This window comes from Phenylobacterium aquaticum, assembly GCF_947378715.1.
Classification (GTDB): domain Bacteria; phylum Pseudomonadota; class Alphaproteobacteria; order Caulobacterales; family Caulobacteraceae; genus Phenylobacterium; species Phenylobacterium aquaticum_A.
On the sequence record NZ_CANCLE010000077.1, the window covers coordinates 1 to 18,417 of the forward strand.

The 18,417-nt window shown below is 67.8% G+C and carries 20 protein-coding genes; 13 read left to right on the forward strand and 7 right to left on the reverse strand.

The window, feature by feature from the left end; all coding sequences use genetic code 11:
- Together Q7P21_RS11565 and prfB are read left to right on the forward strand one after the other, a co-directional pair.
- Nucleotides 1-2,050, forward strand: a 2,050-nt coding sequence (locus Q7P21_RS11565; protein WP_304177190.1) for a penicillin-binding protein 1A, incomplete at its 5' end; no start/stop codon positions are given.
- A gap of 49 nt (nucleotides 2,051-2,099) precedes the next feature.
- Nucleotides 2,100-3,213, forward strand: a protein-coding gene (prfB, locus tag Q7P21_RS11570) for a peptide chain release factor 2 (protein WP_304168850.1) whose coding sequence is annotated in 2 segments (ribosomal slippage) — nucleotides 2,100-2,168 and nucleotides 2,170-3,213 — 1,113 coding nt in all. Because the reading frame shifts where the segments join, the coding sequence is not laid out codon by codon here.
- A gap of 9 nt (nucleotides 3,214-3,222) precedes the next feature.
- Here prfB and Q7P21_RS11575 read toward each other — a convergent pair.
- From Q7P21_RS11575 to tyrS, 5 genes are all read right to left on the reverse strand, one after another.
- Nucleotides 3,223-3,666 (reverse strand): DUF805 domain-containing protein, encoded by a 444-nt coding sequence (locus Q7P21_RS11575; RefSeq protein ID WP_304177191.1) that lies wholly within the window; start codon nucleotides 3,664-3,666, stop codon nucleotides 3,223-3,225.
- A 73-nt stretch (nucleotides 3,667-3,739) separates the two neighbouring features.
- Nucleotides 3,740-4,234 carry a polymer-forming cytoskeletal protein gene (locus Q7P21_RS11580; RefSeq protein WP_304170003.1) on the reverse strand — a complete coding sequence of 165 codons (495 nt, stop codon included), beginning with the start codon at nucleotides 4,232-4,234 and terminating at the stop codon, nucleotides 3,740-3,742.
- Nucleotides 4,215-5,378 (reverse strand): M23 family metallopeptidase, encoded by a 1,164-nt coding sequence (locus tag Q7P21_RS11585; RefSeq protein WP_304170002.1) that lies wholly within the window; start codon nucleotides 5,376-5,378, stop codon nucleotides 4,215-4,217. Before Q7P21_RS11585 ends, Q7P21_RS11580 begins: the two co-directional genes overlap by 20 nt.
- Before the next feature lie 291 nt (nucleotides 5,379-5,669).
- Nucleotides 5,670-6,131 carry a peroxiredoxin gene (locus tag Q7P21_RS11590; RefSeq protein ID WP_304170001.1) on the reverse strand — a complete coding sequence of 154 codons (462 nt, stop codon included), beginning with the start codon at nucleotides 6,129-6,131 and terminating at the stop codon, nucleotides 5,670-5,672.
- A gap of 65 nt (nucleotides 6,132-6,196) precedes the next feature.
- Complete coding sequence (tyrS, locus tag Q7P21_RS11595; protein ID WP_304177193.1) at nucleotides 6,197-7,501, reverse strand: tyrosine--tRNA ligase; 1,305 nt, start codon at nucleotides 7,499-7,501, stop codon at nucleotides 6,197-6,199.
- A gap of 243 nt (nucleotides 7,502-7,744) precedes the next feature.
- Here tyrS and Q7P21_RS11600 point away from each other — a divergent pair, with 243 nt between their 5' ends.
- Together Q7P21_RS11600 and Q7P21_RS11605 are read left to right on the forward strand one after the other, a co-directional pair.
- Entirely contained in the window at nucleotides 7,745-8,296 is a 552-nt protein-coding gene (locus Q7P21_RS11600; RefSeq protein ID WP_304177195.1) for a DOMON-like domain-containing protein, read from the forward strand.
- Nucleotides 8,293-9,492: a DUF1343 domain-containing protein gene (locus tag Q7P21_RS11605; RefSeq protein WP_304177197.1), complete on the forward strand. Its 1,200-nt coding sequence runs from the start codon at nucleotides 8,293-8,295 to the stop codon at nucleotides 9,490-9,492. The genes Q7P21_RS11600 and Q7P21_RS11605 overlap by 4 nt, the downstream gene beginning before the upstream one ends.
- 150 nt (nucleotides 9,493-9,642) lie before the next feature.
- Here the strand turns inward: Q7P21_RS11605 and Q7P21_RS11610 are convergent, their stop codons facing one another.
- Nucleotides 9,643-10,293 carry an alpha/beta hydrolase gene (locus tag Q7P21_RS11610; protein WP_304169997.1) on the reverse strand — a complete coding sequence of 217 codons (651 nt, stop codon included), beginning with the start codon at nucleotides 10,291-10,293 and terminating at the stop codon, nucleotides 9,643-9,645.
- Between the two features lie 162 nt (nucleotides 10,294-10,455).
- Here Q7P21_RS11610 and Q7P21_RS11615 point away from each other — a divergent pair, with 162 nt between their 5' ends.
- Genes Q7P21_RS11615 through Q7P21_RS11655 form a run of 9 tightly spaced genes read left to right on the forward strand, consistent with a single transcriptional unit; the run spans nucleotide 10,456 to nucleotide 17,694 of the window.
- A complete protein-coding gene (locus Q7P21_RS11615) occupies nucleotides 10,456-10,917 on the forward strand; it encodes an Rrf2 family transcriptional regulator (RefSeq protein WP_304169996.1) in 462 nt (153 codons plus the stop codon).
- Nucleotides 10,914-12,041, forward strand: coding sequence for a cysteine desulfurase family protein (locus Q7P21_RS11620; RefSeq protein WP_304169995.1), 1,128 nt, complete (start codon nucleotides 10,914-10,916; stop codon nucleotides 12,039-12,041). The genes Q7P21_RS11615 and Q7P21_RS11620 overlap by 4 nt, the downstream gene beginning before the upstream one ends.
- A 12-nt stretch (nucleotides 12,042-12,053) precedes the next feature.
- Nucleotides 12,054-13,523, forward strand: a complete 1,470-nt coding sequence (gene sufB / locus Q7P21_RS11625) for a Fe-S cluster assembly protein SufB (protein ID WP_304169994.1) — start codon at nucleotides 12,054-12,056, stop codon at nucleotides 13,521-13,523.
- Entirely contained in the window at nucleotides 13,520-13,909 is a 390-nt protein-coding gene (locus Q7P21_RS11630) for a hypothetical protein (protein WP_304169993.1), read from the forward strand. The genes sufB and Q7P21_RS11630 overlap by 4 nt, the downstream gene beginning before the upstream one ends.
- Nucleotides 13,909-14,655: a Fe-S cluster assembly ATPase SufC gene (gene sufC / locus Q7P21_RS11635; RefSeq protein ID WP_304169992.1), complete on the forward strand. Its 747-nt coding sequence runs from the start codon at nucleotides 13,909-13,911 to the stop codon at nucleotides 14,653-14,655. Before Q7P21_RS11630 ends, sufC begins: the two co-directional genes overlap by 1 nt.
- Entirely contained in the window at nucleotides 14,652-15,680 is a 1,029-nt protein-coding gene (sufD, locus tag Q7P21_RS11640; protein ID WP_304169991.1) for a Fe-S cluster assembly protein SufD, read from the forward strand. Before sufC ends, sufD begins: the two co-directional genes overlap by 4 nt.
- 2 nt (nucleotides 15,681-15,682) lie before the next feature.
- Nucleotides 15,683-16,897 (forward strand): cysteine desulfurase, encoded by a 1,215-nt coding sequence (locus Q7P21_RS11645; protein ID WP_304177199.1) that lies wholly within the window; start codon nucleotides 15,683-15,685, stop codon nucleotides 16,895-16,897.
- A gap of 8 nt (nucleotides 16,898-16,905) precedes the next feature.
- Nucleotides 16,906-17,259, forward strand: coding sequence for an SUF system Fe-S cluster assembly protein (locus Q7P21_RS11650; RefSeq protein ID WP_304166754.1), 354 nt, complete (start codon nucleotides 16,906-16,908; stop codon nucleotides 17,257-17,259).
- 30 nt (nucleotides 17,260-17,289) lie between these two features.
- Complete coding sequence (locus Q7P21_RS11655) at nucleotides 17,290-17,694, forward strand: iron-sulfur cluster assembly accessory protein (protein WP_304166756.1); 405 nt, start codon at nucleotides 17,290-17,292, stop codon at nucleotides 17,692-17,694.
- On the opposite strand, the gene Q7P21_RS11660 is transcribed toward Q7P21_RS11655, so the two are convergent.
- On the reverse strand, nucleotides 17,691-18,417 hold a 727-nt coding region (locus Q7P21_RS11660), incomplete at its 5' end, for an alpha/beta fold hydrolase (protein ID WP_304177200.1). The two genes, Q7P21_RS11655 and Q7P21_RS11660, sit on opposite strands and share 4 nt — an antisense overlap.

Genomic DNA, 18,417 nt, shown 5'->3' on the forward strand with positions numbered 1-18,417 from the left:
CGGCCGGGCGCTGACCCGCGATGTGATGAACCTGGCGCGCGGGCGGCGGATGCAGGGCGGCTCGACGATCACCCAGCAGGTGGCCAAGAACGTCCTTCTGACCAACGACGTCGCGCTTGGCCGCAAGATCAAAGAGGCCATCCTGGCCCGGCGTCTTGAGCAGACGCTGACCAAGGAGCAGATCCTCGAACTCTATCTGAACGAAATCTGGCTGGGCTACCGCTCCTTCGGGGTCGGCGCCGCCGCCTACAACTATTTCGGCAAGTCGATTTCCGACCTCAGCCTGGCCGAGTGCGCCTATCTGGCCGCCCTGCCCAAGGGGCCGGACAATTATCACCCGATCCGCCGCAAGGCCCAGGCCATCGGCCGCCGCAACTGGATCCTGGGCCAGATGGCCGAACTGGGCTGGGTGTCCAAGGCCGAGGCCGAGAAGGCGATGAAGGAGGACCTGAAGGTCCAGCTCGCCCCCAGCCGCGCCAAGTACCGCGACGCCGACTTCTTCGTCGAGGAGGTCCGCCGCCGCGGGCTCGCCACCCTCGGCCCGCGCCTCAATGAGGGCGGCTTCTACATGCGCACCACCCTGGATCCGGCCATGCAGACCGCCGCCCGGGTGGCGCTGATGCACGGCCTGGAGACCTATGATCGCCGCCACGGCTGGCGGGGGGCCTGGGGCCGCGTGACCATTCAGCCCGGTTGGGAAGCCATGGCCAAGAAGGTCCAGGGACCTTCGGAGCGCCGCGCCTGGCGCGCCGCCGTGGTCACCGAGGCCGGAGGCGCTGTTCGCATCAAGGTCGCTGAAACCGGTCAGACCGGCGCCCTGGTCGGCGAGGATGTCGCCTGGGCCAAGGCGGGCAAGGGGCTGAATGTCGGCGATCTGATCTTCGTCGAACCCGCCGAGACCGGCGGCTTCCATCTGCGCCAGGTGCCTGCGGTCAATGGGGCCCTGGTGGCCATGGAGCCCAATTCAGGCCGGGTCCTGGCGATGGTCGGCGGCTACTCCTTCTCGCTGTCGAGCTTCAACCGCGCCACCCAGGCGATGCGTCAACCGGGCTCGGCCTTCAAGCCGATCGTCTACGCCACGGCGCTGGAGAACGGCTACACCCCCGCCAGTATCGTCATGGACTCGCCCATCACCCTGAAGGGCAATGACGGGGCCGACTGGTCGCCGGAGAACTACAACAAGAAATTCTATGGCGCCCTGCAACTGCGCAAGGGCCTGGAGCTGTCGCGCAACGCCATGACCGTGCGCCTGGCCCAGGGCGTCGGCATGCAGAAGATCCGCGACCTGGCGATCCGGCTGGGCGTGGTGCGCGACATGCAGCCGGTGCTGGCCATGGCGCTGGGCGCCGGCGAGACCACGCCCTTCAAGCTGACCGCAGCCTATGCCTCCTTCGTCAATGGCGGCCGCAAGGTCGAGCCGCACCTGATCGAAGTGGTCCAGGACGGGCAGGGCAAGACGATCTTCCGAGCCGACAAGCGCGATTGCCCGCGCTGTGAGACCGGCTTCAACGGCGACGAGAGCCCCCGGATCAATCCGACCGGCGACCAGATGTTCGACCCGATCACCGCCTATCAGATCACCTCCATGCTGCAGGGCGTGGTCCAGCGCGGCACGGCGACCTCGGTCTCGGTGCTGGGCCGACCGGTCGGCGGCAAGACCGGCACCACCAATGAATATCGATCGGCCTGGTTCGTGGGCTTCACCCCCCAGATCGTGGCCGGTGTGTTCGTAGGCTATGACGACAATCGCAGCCTCGGCGAAGGTGAGACGGGCACGGTCGACGCCGCGCCGATCTTCACCGAGTTCATGCAGTCGGCGACCAAGGACCTGCCCAAGTCCGACTTCAAGGCGCCCAAGAACGCCAAGTTCGCCATGGTCCGCGGTATCCGCGAGGCGTTCCGGCCGGGCACCGAGCCCAAGGTCGCCGACATCGGCCTGCTGCCTGCCGGGCCCGTGCCCTATAACTTCGTCCCATCCGCCCAACTGCCGACCACCGCCCCCATGGCGACGCCGGCGAAGAAGCAGGATGATATGAGCGGCTTGTACTAGGGCGCGGCGCGCCTTAAGTCCCCGCCCTTACGCGTTACCGGAGAGTCCCATGAGAGCGGATGTCGAGGCTGCCAAGGCCGACATCGAGCAGTCGATTGAACTGCTCAGGAGGCGTCTTTGACTGGGAACCTGCCCTTCGAAAACTGCATGAGCTGAACGCTCGGGTCGAGGATCCGACCCTGTGGGATGACGCCACCGCCGCCCAGGCCCTGATGCGCGAACGCACCCGCCTGGCCAGTTCGGTGGAGGCGGTGCGCGGCCTGGAACGCGATCTGGAAGACGCGCTCGGCTATGCCGAAATGGCGGACGAGGAGGGCGACGAGGCCAGCCTCGAGGAAGCGCGCGGCCAGCTTAAGGCGCTCAAGGATCGCGGCGCCCGCGCCGAGCTCGAGGCCCTGCTGTCCGGCGAAGCCGACGGCAATGACGCCTTTGTGGAAATCAATTCCGGGGCCGGCGGCACCGAGTCCTGCGACTGGGCCGGCATGCTGCTGCGCATGTACACCCGCTGGGCCCAGCAGCACGGCATGACCGTCGACTTCCTGGAAGAGACCGCGGGCGAACAGGCCGGGATCAAGTCGGTCACCCTGCAGATCAAGGGCCAGAACGCCTATGGCTGGCTGAAGACCGAGGCCGGCGTCCACCGCCTGGTCCGCATCTCGCCCTTCGACGCCGCCGCCAAGCGCCACACCAGCTTCGCCTCGGTCTGGGTCTATCCCGTGGTCGACGACGCCATCGTCATCGACATCAATCCCTCCGACGTGCGCACCGACACCTATCGCGCCTCCGGCGCCGGCGGTCAGCACATCAACAAGACCGACTCGGCCGTCCGCCTGACCCACATCCCGACCGGCGTCGCCGTGGCCTGCCAGGCCGGCCGCTCACAGCACCAGAACAGGGAGGAGGCGTGGAAGATGCTGCGCGCCCGCCTCTATGAGCTGGAGCTGCAGAAGCGTGAGGCGGCGGCCCAGGCCCTGGAAGATCAGAAGACCGACATCGGCTGGGGTCACCAGATTCGCTCCTACGTCCTGCAGCCCTATCAGATGGTCAAGGATCTGCGGACCAACGTGGAGACTTCCGACACCCAAGGGGTGCTCGATGGCGATCTCGACGCCTTCATGGGCGCGAGCCTGGCCCAGCGCGTGGGCGTGACGCGGGAAGGCTAGGGGCGAAGCCTAGATCACCGCCGCCGGGTCTTCCACATGGTTCGGGTCGGGATCGAAGCGGTTGTCGCCGCGCGTGCCCTCCAGGATCATGAAGATCAGCAGGACCAGCTGGCCTATGAACGGGAAGATCCCCAGCAGCAGCCACCAGGCTGAGCGATCCGTGTCGTGCAGACGCCGGAACGCGACCGCCAGGCTAGGGATCAGCACGTAGAGGCAGAAGACCAGATAGCCCAGGTGGACCAGCCCGGAGAACGGGTTGCCCCACATATGGTGATAGTGGTGATGGCCCCATCCCCAGCCCCAGGCGCCCCACCCGAAGCCGCCGCCGCCGCCGACGATCGAGACCGCGACATTGACCAGGACCAGGAGCAGGAAGAACTGCCAGTACTCGCCACGGCTCGCGCGGCCCTGGAAGTCGGCGTACTTCCGCAAGGGTTCGAACATCAGCGGCATGGCGTGACCCCTATCTGAGCAGGGTCACTCTAGGCCACCTTGGCGCGGGCGCAATGACGCCCGTCAAACCTCTCTAGACCGGCTTGGGCGCCGGGGCAGGGCTGCCTTGGGCGGCGACCGGGGTCGGGGCGGGCTGCATCTGCGGGGCGACGGGACGCTGGAACTTCAGGCTGCGGCCCTGGAAGAAGGCGCCCGTCTCCATGGCCAGCTGCTCATGGGTGATGTCGCCGTCGATATAGGCGGTGCCGTAGAGGCGGACCTGCTTGGAGGTGATGCCGCCGATGATCCGGCCACGCGCCTCGACGGCCTCGGCATAGACATTGCCTTCGATGTGGCCGGTCTCACCCACGGTCAGCTTGCCGACCCGGACGTCACCGCGGACCACGCCGTCGATCTGGACCTCGCCCTCACCGGTGACGCCGCCTTCGATGACCAGGTTCTCGGAGATCAGCGAGGCGGCCTTGGGCGCGATCTTACGGGCCGCCGCCGGATCGGTGGGCAAAGGCGCTGGTGGCGCGTCGAACTTCACCGTGGCTTTGGCGGGGGTCTTAGCTTGCTTGCTGAACATAATCGCCGGCTTTCACAAAGCGGTCGGGGTTCTGGGCGCGTCCGTTGACCCAGACCTCGTAATGGAGATGCGGCCCCGTGGAGCGGCCGGTGGAGCCCATGGCCCCGATGCGTTGGCCCACGGCCAGCCGCTGACCGACCTGGACGCCGATGGCCTGCAGGTGGGCGTAGCGGGTCTTGAATCCGCCGCCGTGGTCCACCTCGATGGTGTTGCCATAGCCTGAGCGAACCCCCGTGAAGGACACGACGCCCGGCGCCGTCACATAGATCGGCACCCCGAACCCGCCGACGAAATCCAGGCCCGAATGGAACGCCGGGCGGCCGGTGAAGGGATCGAAGCGCACGCCGAAGCCGCTGGAGGTCCCGGTGTGGTTGGTCGGCCGCGCGAAGGGCAGCTTCTCGGCGGCGTCGGACAGGGCCGAGGCTTCCGACAGATTGGTCGCGGCGTGCTGAATCCGTTCAGCGAAACCCTCGTCCACGTCGAGCACAGCGGCGAGGGCGCGGGGGTCCTTGGCCTCGATCAGCGGACCGCCGAGCGCGCCGCCCTTGGGCATGTAGGACGACGGCGTCAGGCCCGCGAGACGGAAGGCCAGGCGCAGGCGATCGGCCCGGCCACGGGCGAAGTTGTCGGCCGCGTCGATCAGGCGCTCCTGGCTGGCGCGCACGAGCTCGATGCGGCGCATCGGGCTGGCGCCGGCCGGCGAGACGCTGGCGCGGCGGATGGTCGGGGCCAGGGCCTGGACCACCCCGGGCTCACCCTTGATGTCGGTCAGCAACATGGCCAGCGCGGCGTGGCGCTTCTCTATGGTCAGGGCGACGTCGTCGATGGAGCCGTTGGTGGCGTTCAGCTGGGCCACGGCGCTGTTCAGCCGCGCTTGGCGGTCGGCGATCCAGCGTTCGTACTTCGCCTGGGTGCGGGCGATTTCCTGATCGGTCGCCGAAAGCGCCATGGCGTTGACCATCATGGACGCCGTGCAGATGCCCATCCAGAGCGCGCAGACCGCTACGACACCGGCGGCCATCAGCTGCTTGCCGGTGGTCAGGACAAAGGCGCGCATCTCCCCGCCGGAGCGGACATAGAGATGGCGTTCTGGGAAGAGCTCTTCGAGCGATCGGCGAAGGCGCGCAAAGCGTGTCATGCTCACCGCATCGGGAAAGGAACTTAAGGTTCCAGGGATATGCAATGAGATCGTGGGGCCACGCAAGGCCCTTCGCGCAAGGAGGGAGCCTGCGGCCGATATCCGGCGACTGTTAACGAGAACGGTTATCGAACGGTAAATGGCCGCGCTAGGCGCCAGCGCGAAACTAGGGGCCTGGCGGGCCACAATCCGACCCGTCGCGACATATGTACAACAGCCTGACCGTGCTTCCCGGCGGGCACTCAGCCTGTCCGAGCCGGCGGCGCGGACGGCTTGCCGACCTCTGAAAGCTTGACCTTAAAGGGATTGCGCCGCCTTCAGCACCTCGGCGGCGTGACCGGGGGTCTTTACCTTGCGCCACACTCGCGCGACGACGCCCTGGGCGTCGACCAGAAAGGTGGATCGGTCGATGCCCATGTACTGCCGCCCATACATGCTCTTTTCGACCCAGGAGCCGTAGCGGGCGATGACCTCGCCCTCCGGATCGGAGCCCAGCGGGATGGTCAGGCCATATTTCGCGGTAAACTTCCTGTGACTGGCGACGGAGTCCTTGGAGACCCCCAAAACGGGCGCCCCGAGGGCGGCGAATTCGGCCGCTAGAGCCGAGAAATCCTGAGCTTCGCGCGTGCAGCCGGTGGTGTCGTCCTTCGGGTAGAAATAGATCACGAAGGGCTTGCCCGCGAAGTCCGCCGACCGGATCGGTCCGTCCACGCCCGCCAGTTCGAATTCAGGCGCCCTGGCCCCGGCTTCCACGCTCATCGTCGTCTCCATCCTGCGGTTGGAAGGTGAGTTAGGGGGCGGTGAGGGAGGGGGCAAGCCCCTCCCTAGACCGGCTTGACCAGCACGATCTTCTTCTTGCCCGCAGCCAGCTTGACCACGCCGCCTTCGAGGTCGGCGGAGGTGATGGTGCGGTTGGCGTCGGTCTCGGCCTTGTCATTGACCCGCAGACCGCCGCCCTGGGCGAGGCGTCGCGCCTCGCCGCGCGATCCGGCCAAGCCGGCGTCGGCCGCCAGGGCCGCCAGCACGATGCCGGCCTCCAGCTCCGCGGCCGGGATCTCGTGGGTGGGCAGGTCGGCGGAGAGCGCGCCCTCCTCGAAGGCCGCCCGCGCTGCGGCCTCGGCCGTCGCCGCCGCCTCCGCCCCGTGCAGCAGGGTGGTCGCGGCGTTGGCCAGCACCTTCTTGGCCTCGTTGATGTCCGCGCCCTGCATGGCGGCGTAGCGCTCGACCTCGTCCAGGGGCAGGTCGGTGAACAGCCGCATGAACCGGGCCACGTCGGCGTCCTCGGTGTTCCGCCAGAACTGCCAATAGTCATAGGGGCTGCGCAGGTCGGCGTTCAGCCACACGGCCCCGCCCACGGTCTTGCCCATCTTCTGGCCCGACGCGGTCGAGAGCAGGGGCGTGGTCAGGCCAAAGGCCGGCTTCTGGTCCACGCGGCGGATCAGCTCCACCCCGTTGACGATATTGCCCCACTGGTCAGAGCCGCCCATCTGCAGGAGGCAGCTGTAACGGCGCTCCAGCTCCAGGAAGTCCACCGACTGCATCAGCATGTAGTTGAACTCAAGGAAGGTCATCGGCTGCTCGCGGTCGAGCCGGGCCTTGACGCTGTCGAAGGCCAGCATGCGGTTGACCGTGAAATGGACGCCGTAGTTCCGGAGGAACTCGACATAGCCGAACTTCGACAGCCACTCGTCATTGTCGACCATGATGGCGTCGGCCGGGCCGTCGCCGAAGGTCAGGAATTTCTCGAAGGTCCCGCGGATGGTGGCGATATTGGCCTGGATCTGGTCGTGGGTGAGCAGGGGGCGCTGGCCGTCCTTGTCGGTCGGATCGCCCACCTTGGTGGTGCCGCCGCCCATCACCACGATCGGCTTGTGCCCGGACTGCTGCAGCCGGCGCAGCATCATGATCTGGATCAGATGGCCGACATGCAGGCTCGCGGCCGTCGCGTCGAAGCCGATATAGGCGGTGATCGCCCCCTTGGTCGCCGCCTCGTCCAGCTCGGTCGGGTGGGTGATCTGATGGATGTAGCCCCGAGCCTGCATGGTGCGCAGGAACGCGGAGGTGAAATTGGGGGCGTCGGTCATGGATCGGGGCTCTAGCACGGGCTCGTCAGGGTGATCGAGAGGCATGGGTCAGGTTCCGGCGATAGGCCGAAGACCGTGGCTTCCTTGCGGGGGAACGGCGCCGACCGGGTGAGGGGGGCGCAAGGGATCGTCCGCGCCGGCTCTAGGAGCGGCGGTAATAGGCGCGAGAGGCGGGCGCTACGGCGATCATGGCTCTAGCTAGCGGGCGGAAGCGGCGGCCGTCAAGCTTCGCACCCGGGTCAGCGAATTGGGCTCCACCTCCTGGGCGGTCGCCGCTAGCATGGGGGCATGCGTCTCGCCTTGGTCAGACATCCGGACTCGCAAGGGCAGGCGGCCGCCGGCGTAGAGGTCGAACTCGCCTGGCCGACGCGCGCGACCCTCGCCCTGACCTATGTGGTCAGCGGAGATGTCTCCGGCCTTCTTCTCCCCCCGCCGGCCCCCAGCGCCCGCACGGACGAGCTGTGGCGACACACCTGCCTGGAGGCCTTCGTAGGCGAGGTGGGCAAGCCCGGCTATTACGAGATCAATCTGGCCCCGTCCGGCCAATGGGCGGCCTATCGTTTCAGCGCCTACCGCGAGGCCATGCGCCCGGCCCTGGAGGTGGCGGACCCGGGTATCACCCTGGTGGCGGCCGCCGATCACTTCACCCTGAGCGGACGGCTCTCCTTCGAGTCCGCACCCGACCTGGCCCCCGCCGCCTGGAGACTGGCGCTCACCGCCATCATCGAACAGACCGATGGGGCGAAATCCTACTGGGCGCTGGCCCACCCGCCGGGCCGAGCGGACTTCCACCACGACGCCGGCTTCACCCACCTGATCACCGCAGCAGAGCGCGCATGAAATTTGGACTTGATCGACTTCTCGCCGACCCCGCGCTGCGCGCGCCCCTCGCCGGCCGTCGCGTGGCGCTGGTGGCCCATCCGGCCTCGGTGACGGAAGACCTGACCCATGCGCTGGACGCGCTGTCGGCCTGCCCGGACCTCAACCTCACCGCCGCCTTCGGCCCGCAGCACGGCATGCGCGGCGACAAGCAGGACAACATGATGGAGTCCCCGGACTTCAACGATCCGGTCCATGGCGTGCCGGTGTTCAGCCTCTATGGCGAAGTGCGCCGCCCGACGGGCCAGATGATGAGCACCTTCGACGTCGTGCTGATCGACCTGCAGGACCTGGGTTGCCGCATCTACACCTTCGTCACCACCCTGCTCTATATGCTCGAGGCTGCGGCCGCCCAGGGCAAGGAGGTCTGGGTTCTCGATCGGCCAAACCCGGCCGGCCGGCCCGTAGAGGGCCTGACCCTGATCCCCGGCTGGGAAAGCTTCGTCGGCGCCGGCGCCATCCCCATGCGCCACGGCCTGACCCTGGGTGAGCTCGGTCATTGGTTCATCAAGACCTTCGATCTGAAGGTCGCCTACCGGGTGATCGAGATGGAGGGCTACCATCCGGACCAGGGGCCCGGCTACGGCTGGCCGCTGGGCGAGCGGACCTGGGTCAATCCCAGCCCCAACGCCCCCAATCTCTGGATGGCGCGGGCCTATCCAGGCACGGTGATGCTGGAGGGCGCGACCCTGTCGGAAGGCCGCGGCACCACCCGCCCGCTGGAACTGTTCGGCGCGCCGGACATCGACGCCCGCGCCGTGCTGGCGCAGATGCGCGCCTTCGCGCCGCAATGGCTTGAGGGTTGCGTCCTGCGGGAGATCTGGTTCGAGCCGACCTTCCACAAGCATGTCGGCAAACAGTGCAACGGCGTGCAGATCCACACCGAGACCGGCTACGACCACGCGGTCTTCCGGCCCTGGCGGGTCCAGGCCCTGGCCTTCAAGGCCATCCGCCGGCTCTATCCGGACTACGACCTCTGGCGGGATTTCCCCTACGAGTACGAGTTCGGCAAGCTGGCCATCGACGTGATCAATGGCGGCCCGGGTCTGCGGGAATGGGTGGACGACCCGGCCTCGACGCCGGCGGACCTGGACGCCATCACCGTGCCCGACGAACAGGCCTGGCTCGAAGCGCGCCGGCCGTTCCTGATCTACTGAATCACTTCCCTCGCCCCGCTTGCGGGGAGAGGGCAGGGTGAGGGGCGCGCCGCGAAGCGGTGCGTCTTTGGGCGGCTCAAAGGCCGCGGAGTCTCAGCAAGAGCCCCTCACCCAACCCTCTCCCCGTAAACGGGACGAGGGCTAAGAGCGCTAGGCCGGGGTGGCTTCCAGGCGCTTGTCGAGATAGGCGCCGACGCGGCGTTCGACCTCGGGAAGGTGTTCCGCCCAGAAGTGGGTGGCGCCGTCCACGACCTCATGATCGATGACGATGCCTTTCTGGGTGCGCAGCTTGGAGACCACGCGCTCGACCTCGACCGGCGGGGTGACGGTGTCTGCGCTGCCGTGCAGCATCAGACCCGAGGCCGGGCAGGGGGCCAGGAAGGAGAAGTCGTACATGTTGGTCGGCGGCGAGACCGAGATGAAGCCGTCCGTCTCCGGGCGACGCATCAGCAGCTGCATGCCGACCCAGGCGCCGAAATCGAAGCCGGCGACCCAGCATTGCGAAGCGGCGGGATTGGTCGACTGCAGCCAGTCCAGCGCCGTGGCCGCGTCAGCCAGTTCGCCGATGCCCGAATCGAATTCGCCCTGGCTGCGGCCCACGCCGCGGAAATTGAACCGCAGCACCGAGAAGCCGCGCTTCATGAACAGGTGGAAGAGTTGCACCGCGACCGGATGGTTCATCTGGCCGCCCGCCTTGGGGTGCGGGTGCAGGATCAGCGCGATCGGCGCCGTCTCCGTCTTGCCCGCCGAATATCGGCCCTCGATCCGCCCCGCCGCACCGGTCAGAACCACCTCAGGCATGCCACCCTCTTATTCGCGTCGCCAATAGTTGACTAATGCGCTGGGTCTTCCTAGATCGCGACCATCCGGTCCCGCTCCGGCCGACGCCTGCGCAAGGCGGCGGCTATTAGCACAAGGGGTTCCCCGGATGCTCGAAAAAACCGACGTGGGGTTTCTGCTACCATGCGCCTCAGCACCAAGGGTCGCTACGCCGTGATGGCCATGGCCGATCTGGCTCGTCGCCAGGGCGACGGGTCTTGCGGCGAACGCGCCATCAGCCTGGCCGATATCGCCGAGCGCCAGCAGATCTCACTGTCCTATCTGGAACAGCTGTTCGCGCGCCTGCGCCGCAAGGGCTTGGTGAAGAGCCTGCGCGGCCCGGGCGGCGGCTATCTGCTGGCCCGCACCGCCGAGGCCACCTCTATCGCCGAGATCGTCACCGCCGTCGACGAGCCCCTGCGCGCCACCCGCTGCGGGGTGAAGGCCAAGGGCTGCATGATGAAGGGCGAGCGCTGCATGACCCACGACCTGTGGGAAGAGATGGGCCGCCAGATCGAGGGTTATCTGGCCTCGGTCTCCCTGGCCGACGTCACCCAGGGCCGACTCAGCGCCACGGCCCAGGCCCAGCAGGCCGCCCTCGCATGAGCCTCTATCTCGACTACAACGCCACCTGTCCGGTCAGGCCCCAGGCGATCGACGCCATCGCCCAGACCCTGGGTCGGGTCGGCAATCCCTCCTCGATCCACGCCGCCGGCCGCACGGCCCGCGCCGTCGTGGAAGCGGCGCGTAATGACATCGCCGCCCTGGTTGGCGGCCCGGCCTCCACCGTGGTCTTCACCGGCTGCGGCACGGAAGCGAACGCGCTCGCCATCGACAGCGCCGTGGCCACCGGCTCCAGGCGGCTGATCATCAGCGCCATCGAGCATGACAGCGTCATCGAGACCGCCAAGGTCTCCGGCGCTGCGGTCGAATATCTGCCGGTCACCGCCGACGGCGTCGCCGATCTGGCCTGGCTGCAGGCGCGCCTCGCCGCCTGGGATCCCGCCGACGGCCGGCCCTTCGTCGCCCTGATGCTGGCCAATAACGAGACCGGGGTGATCCAGCCCGTGCTGGAGGCCTCCGAGCTGGTCCGCGCCGCCGAGGGCTGGCTGCATGTCGACGCCATCCAGGCGGCCGGCAAGATCCTCACCGACAGCCGGGCCATGGGCGCAGACACGCTTGCGATCTCCGGCCACAAATTCGGTGGGCCCCAGGGCGTGGGGGCGCTGACCTTCGGCCCCCGGGCCACCCTGGTGCGCCGCCAGCACGGGGGTGGGCAGGAGCGCGGCCGCCGCGCCGGCACCGAGAATGTCGCGGGAATCGCGGGGCTCGCCGCCGCCGCCCGCGCGGCCATGGTCGAGGCGATCGATCCCGCGCCCCGCGACGCCGCAGCCGCCGCGCTGAAGGCCCTGGGCGCCGTGGTCATTGGCGAGGCCGCGCCGCGCTTGCCCAACACCCTGTGCGTGGCCATGCCGGGCTGGGGTTCGGACCTGCAGGTCATGGCGCTGGACCTGGCCGGCCTGATGGTCAGCGCCGGCTCTGCCTGTTCGTCCGGCAAGGTGAAGGCGAGCCACGTGCTGGTCGCCATGGGCCAGGACGAGCTCGGCGGCTGCGCGATCCGCGTCTCCGGCGGCTGGGGAACCACGGCCGCCGACTGGGCCAGCTTTGTCGAGACCTGGTCGAAGTCCCATTCCCAGTTCGTCGCGCGTCACCGCGCGCCGGCCGCTTAGGAGCGTATCGCCATGGCCGCCGTCAAGGAAACCGTCCAGCACGTTGAAGCCCTGGAGAAATACCAGCACGGCTTCGTCACCGACATCGACCAGGAATTCGCCCCCAAGGGCCTGTCCGCCGACATCGTCCGGTTCATCTCGGCCAAGAAGGGCGAGCCGCAATGGATGCTGGACTGGCGACTGGAGGCCTATGAGCGCTGGCTGGCCATGGACGCGCCGGAGTGGGCCAAGGTCAAGTTCCCGCCCATCGACTACCAGGACAGCTACTACTACGCCGCGCCCAAGGAGAAATCGGGTCCCAAGAGCCTCGACGAGGTCGATCCGGAGCTCCTGGCGGTCTACGCCAAGCTGGGGATTCCCCTGAAGGAACAGGCGGTTCTGGCCGGGGTTGAAGGCGCGCCGCGCTATGCGGTCGACGCCGTGTTCGACTCGGTCTCGGTGGTCACCACCTTCAAGAAGGAACTGGGCCAGGCCGGCGTGATCTTCTGCTCCATGAGCGAGGCGATCCGCGAGCACCCGGAGCTGGTGCGCAAATATCTGGGCTCGGTCGTGCCGGTGTCGGACAACTACTATGCCTGCCTGAACGCGGCGGTCTTCTCCGACGGCAGCTTCGTCTATGTGCCGCCGGGCGTCCGCTGTCCGATGGAGCTCTCGACCTATTTCCGCATCAATGCGGAGAACTCCGGCCAGTTCGAGCGGACCCTGATCATCGCCGACGCCGGGGCCTACGTCTCCTATCTGGAGGGCTGCACGGCCCCCATGCGCGACGAGAACCAGCTGCACGCCGCCGTGGTCGAGCTGGTGGTCCACGACGACGCCGAGATCAAATATTCCACCGTCCAGAACTGGTATCCGGGCGATCCCGAGACCGGCAAGGGCGGCATCTACAACTTCGTCACCAAGCGCGCCGACTGCCGGGGCGACCGCTCCAAGGTGTCCTGGACCCAGGTCGAAACCGGCTCGGCCATCACCTGGAAATATCCGTCCTGCGTCCTGCGCGGCAAGGACAGCGTCGGTGAGTTCTATTCCATCGCCATCACCAATGGCCGCCAGCAGGCCGACACCGGCACCAAGATGATCCATCTGGGCGAAGGCTCGCGCTCGCGGGTGATCTCCAAGGGCATCAGCGCCGGCCGCAGCTCCAACACCTATCGCGGCCTGGTCTCGGCCCACCCCAAGGCCAAGGGCGCACGCAACTTCACCCAGTGCGACAGCCTGCTGATCGGCAAGACCTGCGCGGCCCACACCGTGCCCTACGTCGAGGCCCGCAACGGCTCGTGCGTCTTCGAGCACGAGGCGACCACGACCAAGCTTTCCGAAGACCAGCTGTTCTACGTGATGCAGCGTGGCCTCTCCCAGGAGGAGGCGGTCCAGCTGCTGGTCAACGGCTTCGTCAAGGACGTTCTCCAGGAACTGCCGATGGAGTTCGCGGTCGAGGCCCAGAAGCTGGTGGCCATCAGTCTTGAAGGAAGCGTCGGATGACGACCATGACCGTGACCCTGCGCACCGCCTTCGAAGCCGAGCACGCCCGCCGCGAAGCTGAGCGCCGCGCCCGCGCCGAGGCTGAGCGTCTGCGCCAGGAGGCCGATCACACCCGCGCCATCGAGCTGCATGATGCGATCGCCGCCGATCCGGACTTCCTGGCCCAGAAGAAGCTCAGCCTCGAGCTCAGCCGCTACACCGTGGTGCTGGAGCACGCCGACTATCGCCTGCGCGCCTATTTCGAGGACGGCCAGATCAACGTCACCTCGGCCGACAAGCGCACCGCCACCACCCAGACCGCCGCCCCCCGCAAGCAGGCCTATGTCGAGAGCGTCGAACAGGCGCTGGACACGTTCGCCCAATACCTCGCCGACGAGACCCGCTGATGCTGCATATCGAGAACCTCCACGCCCAGGTCGGCGGCAAGGACATCATCAAGGGCCTCACGCTCGACGTGCCGGCCGGCGAGGTCCACGCGATCATGGGGCCGAACGGAGCGGGCAAGTCGACGCTGTCCTATGTGCTGACTGGCCGCTCCGGCTATGAGGTGACCGAGGGCTCCGCGACCCTCGATGGCGAGGACCTGCTGGCGCTGGCCCCCAATGAGCGGGCCGCCAAGGGGCTGTTCCTGTCCTTCCAATATCCCCTGGAGATTCCAGGGGTTCCGGCGCTCACCTTCCTGCGCACGGCGCTCAATGCGCAACGCAAGGCCCGCGGCGAGGCCGAGGTCTCTGCGCCCGAGTTCCTGAAGCTGGTCCGGATCAAGGCCGGCGAGCTGAAGATCGACTTCGAGATGCTCAAGCGGCCGCTGAATGTCGGCTTCTCAGGCGGCGAGAAGAAACGGATGGAAATCCTTCAGATGGCGATCCTTTCGCCGCGCTTCCTCATCCTGGATGAGACCGATTCCGGCCTCGACATCGACGCGCTGAAGATCGTCTCCGAAGGCGTCAATGCGGTGCGCTCGCCCGACCGCGCGATGCTGGTGATCACCCACTATCAGCGCCTGCTGGACTACATCAAACCCGACCGCGTGCATGTGCTGGCCGCTGGCCGCATCGTCGCCTCCGGCGGGCCGGAGCTCGCGCTCCAGCTCGAGGCCGAGGGCTATGACAAATATGCGAGGGCCGCTTGACCCTCGCCGCCGCCCTCAAGACCCGCGACGTCACCCAGCTTCCCGGCAAGCGTGACGAGGACTGGCGCTGGACCGACCTGCGCGGTCTGGTCCGCGCCCTGCCGGAGCCGTCGGAGCCGTTCGCGGGCGAGCCGCCACGCGGGCCCTTCGCCGATCTCGCCGGCCTGCCGATCCACGTGGTCAACGCCTCCGATCCGGTGGTCATCCGCGCCAAGTCGGCCGAGCCCTATGTGGTGGCCCTGCACTTCGCGGCTCTGGGTGGCGGCAGCCACGCGGCCACGGCCCGCATCGAGGTGGCGGAGAACGCCCGGCTGATCCTGCTGGAAAGCTACGAAGGCGACGCCGAGGCCTATGTGGCCGACCATGCGCTGTCCATCACCCTCGCCCCCGGCGCCAGCCTGGAGCGCGTCGTGCTGGCCGCCGATGGCGAGCTGGGGATCAATGTCTCCACCGCCCAGGTGACCCTGTCCGCAGGCGCCCGCTACGCCCAGACCGTGCTGACCGACGGCGGCCGTCGCCAGCGCATCGAGACCCGGGTCACCCATCCCGGCGCGGGCGCAGACCTGCGGCTCGACGGCGCCTATCTGCTGGCCGACAAGCGCCACGCCGACCAGACCACCGAGGTCCTGCACCAGGGTGTCGGCGGAACCACCGCCCAGCTGACCAAGGGCGTGGTCCGCGATCAGTCGCGCGGCGTGTTCCAGGGCCGCATCGTGGTGGAGGAGGGCGCCGACCAGACTGACGCCCGCATGCGCCACCAGGCCCTGATCCTCTCGGACCAGGCCGAAGTCGACGCCCGGCCCGAACTGCTGATCTTCGCCGACGATGTCTCCTGCGCCCACGGCAACACCATCGGCGCCCTGGACGACGAGGCCCTGTTCTACATGCGCCAGCGCGGCATTCCCGAGCCCCAGGCCCGCGCCCTGCTGATGGCCGCCTTTGTCGGCGAGGTCATCGAGCGGATCGAACACGCGCCGGCCCGCGAGATCGCCAGGGCCTGGGTCGCCCAGCGGCTGGAGGTCTGACCATGGCTTTCGACGCCGAAGCCGCCCGCCGCGAGTTCCCGATCCTGACGCGAACCGTCAACGGCAAGCCCTTGATCTATCTGGACAGCGCCGCCTCGGCCCAGAAGCCGCGGCCGGTGATCCAGGCCATGGTCGGGGCGATGGAGCACTCCTACGCCAACGTCCATCGCGGCCTGCATACGCTCGCCAACGAAACCACCGAGGCCTATGAGCGTGCGCGCCAATCGGTGGCCCGCTTCGTGGGCGCCGCCGAGACCGAGATCGTCTTCACCAAGGGGGCGACCGAGGCGATCAACCTCGTCGCCTCAGGGCTGGGCCAGTCGCTGAAGGCCGGCGACGAGATCCTGCTCACCGAGATGGAGCATCACGCCAATATCGTCCCCTGGCACTTCCTGCGCGAACGGCAGGGTGTAGTGCTGAAGTTCGTTCCGGTGCTCGACGATGGCCGGCTCGACATGGCGGCCTATGCCGACCTGATCACGGCGAAGACCAAGCTGGTCGGGGTCACCCACATGTCCAATGTGCTGGGCACTGTGAATCCGGTGGCCGAGATCGCCCGCCTGGCCCATGCGGCGGGGGCGCTGGTCCTGGTTGATGGCTGCCAATCGGTGGTCCACATGGGCGTCGACGTGAAGGCGCTGGACGTCGATTTCTACGTCTTTTCCTCCCACAAGCTCTATGGCCCGACCGGCATCGGCGTCCTCTATGGCAAGGCCGAGCGTCTGGCCGACCTGCCACCCTATCAGGGCGGCGGCGAGATGATCGGATCGGTGGCGCTCGACGCCATCACCTATGCCGACCCGCCGCACCGGTTCGAGGCCGGCACCCCGCCGATCCTCGAGGCCATCGGCTTCGGCGCGGCCCTGGACTGGCTGATGAAGCTCGACCGCGAGGCCATCGCCACCCATGAGCACGCCCTCTATCACCGGGTTCGCGAGGGCCTGGCCGGCGCCAACTGGCTGAAGGTGCTGGGCGAGGCGCCTGGCAAGGGGGCGATCCTGTCCTTCACCATCGACGGCGCCCATGCCCACGACGTGGCCCAGATCCTCGACCGCTACGGTATCGCCGTCCGCGCCGGGACCCATTGCGCAGAGCCCTTGATGCGCCGTTTCGGCGTGACCTCCTCGGCCCGCGCCTCCTTCGCCCTATATAATACCGAGGCGGAGGCTGACGCCTTCGTCGAGGCGCTCACCCGCACCCAAGCCTTCTTCGCCTAAGAGTTCCCATGGACGCCACCCCCGCTCCCGAAACCACCGCGCTCAGCCAAGGCGAGCTCGACGCGATCACCGATCAGCTGATCGAGAAGCTGAAGTCGGTCTTCGACCCCGAGATCCCGGTCGACATCTATGAGCTCGGCCTGATCTACAAGGTCGACGTCTCCGACGAGAAGGAGGTGGCGATCGACATGACGCTCACCGCCCCTGGCTGTCCGGTGGCTGGCGAGATGCCCGGCTGGGTCCATGACGCGGTCATGGAGATCGAGGGGCTGAAATCCTGCAAGGTCGACCTGGTCTTTGATCCGCCGTGGGACCCGTCCCGCATGTCGGATGAAGCGAAACTTCAGCTCAACATGTTCTGATCGCCCCGATCAGCCCCATATGTGATCCAAATGACCGATCTGAACCTGACCCCCGCCGCCCCCCGCGCCCGACGCCCCCGGCCCAAGGTCGTCTCCCTGACGCCAGCGGCCGCCGACCGGGTGCGCGAGATCATGGCCCGCGCCGATGACAGCCACAAAGGGCTGCGGGTCGGGGTGAAGAACGGCGGCTGCGCAGGCCAGGAATACGTCCTGGAATACGCCCAGGAGGCCGGCCCCCTGGACGAGGTGGTCGAGGACCAGGGCGTCACCATACTGATCGAGCCCAAGGCCGTGCTGTTCCTGATCGGCACGGTGATCGACTATGAGGTGGCCAAGCTTTCGGCCAAGTTCGTGTTCCGCAATCCCAATGAGACCGACGCCTGCGGCTGCGGCGAGAGCGTCACCATCGTTCCAGGCAAGGTCCTGGACGCCTAGGCAGACGGGGGCGAAACCCGCGCCAGGAACCGCATCATCGCCGCGTTGAACAGCGCCGGTCGCTGCACGGGCGCGAAATGGCTGACGCCGGCCAGCTCGACCAGTTCCGCGTCCGGGATGGTGGCTGCCAGATAGGCGGCATGCTCGGGTCGGATGAACTCATCGCGCTCGGCCTGGACCACGGTCACCGGGACCTTGATCCGCGCCAGATCGCCCGGCCCATAGTTCGGCTGGCTCGCCTGCATCATCTGCACCGCCTCGGCGAAGGGCTGGAAGCCGTCGGGGGTCGCCGACAGGGCGGCGTAGTCTGCCCGGTGCCGGCCGATGCAGCGACCCAGCAGGGGGTTGGAACCGTCGATCTCGGTCGTGCCGCTCGGATCCATGTTGCAGGCGAAGAAGAAGACGCCCGCCACCCGGTCCGGCGTCTGATCCGCCAGGACCAGGGCCGTGCAGGCGCCGTCGCTCCACCCCACCAGGGCCGCGCGCGAAATCTCCAGCGCGTCCATCACCGCCGTCACGTCGGAGGCCATCAACTGATAGCTGTAGGCCGTGTCATCGCGGCTGCTGCGCCCATGACCCCGGCTGTCGATCACCACCGCGCGATAGCCGGCCAGGGCCTCGATCTGCCAGCCCCAGTTGCCGGCATGACCCATGCCGCCATGCAGCAGGATGACCGCCGGCCCCTCGCCGAACGACGCCCACCAGATCCGCGCGCCGTCATGG

Excerpts from the sequence above, each read along its gene's own strand:
- Q7P21_RS11575 (WP_304177191.1), bottom strand. The coding sequence starts at position 3,666 with ATGCCGCTGATGTTCGAACCCTTGCGGAAGTACGCCGACTTCCAGGGC.
- Q7P21_RS11580 (WP_304170003.1), bottom strand. The coding sequence starts at position 4,234 with ATGTTCAGCAAGCAAGCTAAGACCCCCGCCAAAGCCACGGTGAAGTTC.
- Q7P21_RS11590 (WP_304170001.1), bottom strand. The coding sequence starts at position 6,131 with ATGAGCGTGGAAGCCGGGGCCAGGGCGCCTGAATTCGAACTGGCGGGC.
- tyrS (WP_304177193.1), bottom strand. The coding sequence starts at position 7,501 with ATGCCTCTCGATCACCCTGACGAGCCCGTGCTAGAGCCCCGATCCATG.
- Q7P21_RS11600 (WP_304177195.1), top strand. The coding sequence starts at position 7,745 with ATGCGTCTCGCCTTGGTCAGACATCCGGACTCGCAAGGGCAGGCGGCC.
- Q7P21_RS11605 (WP_304177197.1), top strand. The coding sequence starts at position 8,293 with ATGAAATTTGGACTTGATCGACTTCTCGCCGACCCCGCGCTGCGCGCG.
- Q7P21_RS11610 (WP_304169997.1), bottom strand. The coding sequence starts at position 10,293 with ATGCCTGAGGTGGTTCTGACCGGTGCGGCGGGGCGGATCGAGGGCCGA.
- Q7P21_RS11615 (WP_304169996.1), top strand. The coding sequence starts at position 10,456 with ATGCGCCTCAGCACCAAGGGTCGCTACGCCGTGATGGCCATGGCCGAT.
- Q7P21_RS11620 (WP_304169995.1), top strand. The coding sequence starts at position 10,914 with ATGAGCCTCTATCTCGACTACAACGCCACCTGTCCGGTCAGGCCCCAG.
- sufB (WP_304169994.1), top strand. The coding sequence starts at position 12,054 with ATGGCCGCCGTCAAGGAAACCGTCCAGCACGTTGAAGCCCTGGAGAAA.
- Q7P21_RS11630 (WP_304169993.1), top strand. The coding sequence starts at position 13,520 with ATGACGACCATGACCGTGACCCTGCGCACCGCCTTCGAAGCCGAGCAC.
- sufC (WP_304169992.1), top strand. The coding sequence starts at position 13,909 with ATGCTGCATATCGAGAACCTCCACGCCCAGGTCGGCGGCAAGGACATC.
- Q7P21_RS11645 (WP_304177199.1), top strand. The coding sequence starts at position 15,683 with ATGGCTTTCGACGCCGAAGCCGCCCGCCGCGAGTTCCCGATCCTGACG.
- Q7P21_RS11650 (WP_304166754.1), top strand. The coding sequence starts at position 16,906 with ATGGACGCCACCCCCGCTCCCGAAACCACCGCGCTCAGCCAAGGCGAG.
- Q7P21_RS11655 (WP_304166756.1), top strand. The coding sequence starts at position 17,290 with ATGACCGATCTGAACCTGACCCCCGCCGCCCCCCGCGCCCGACGCCCC.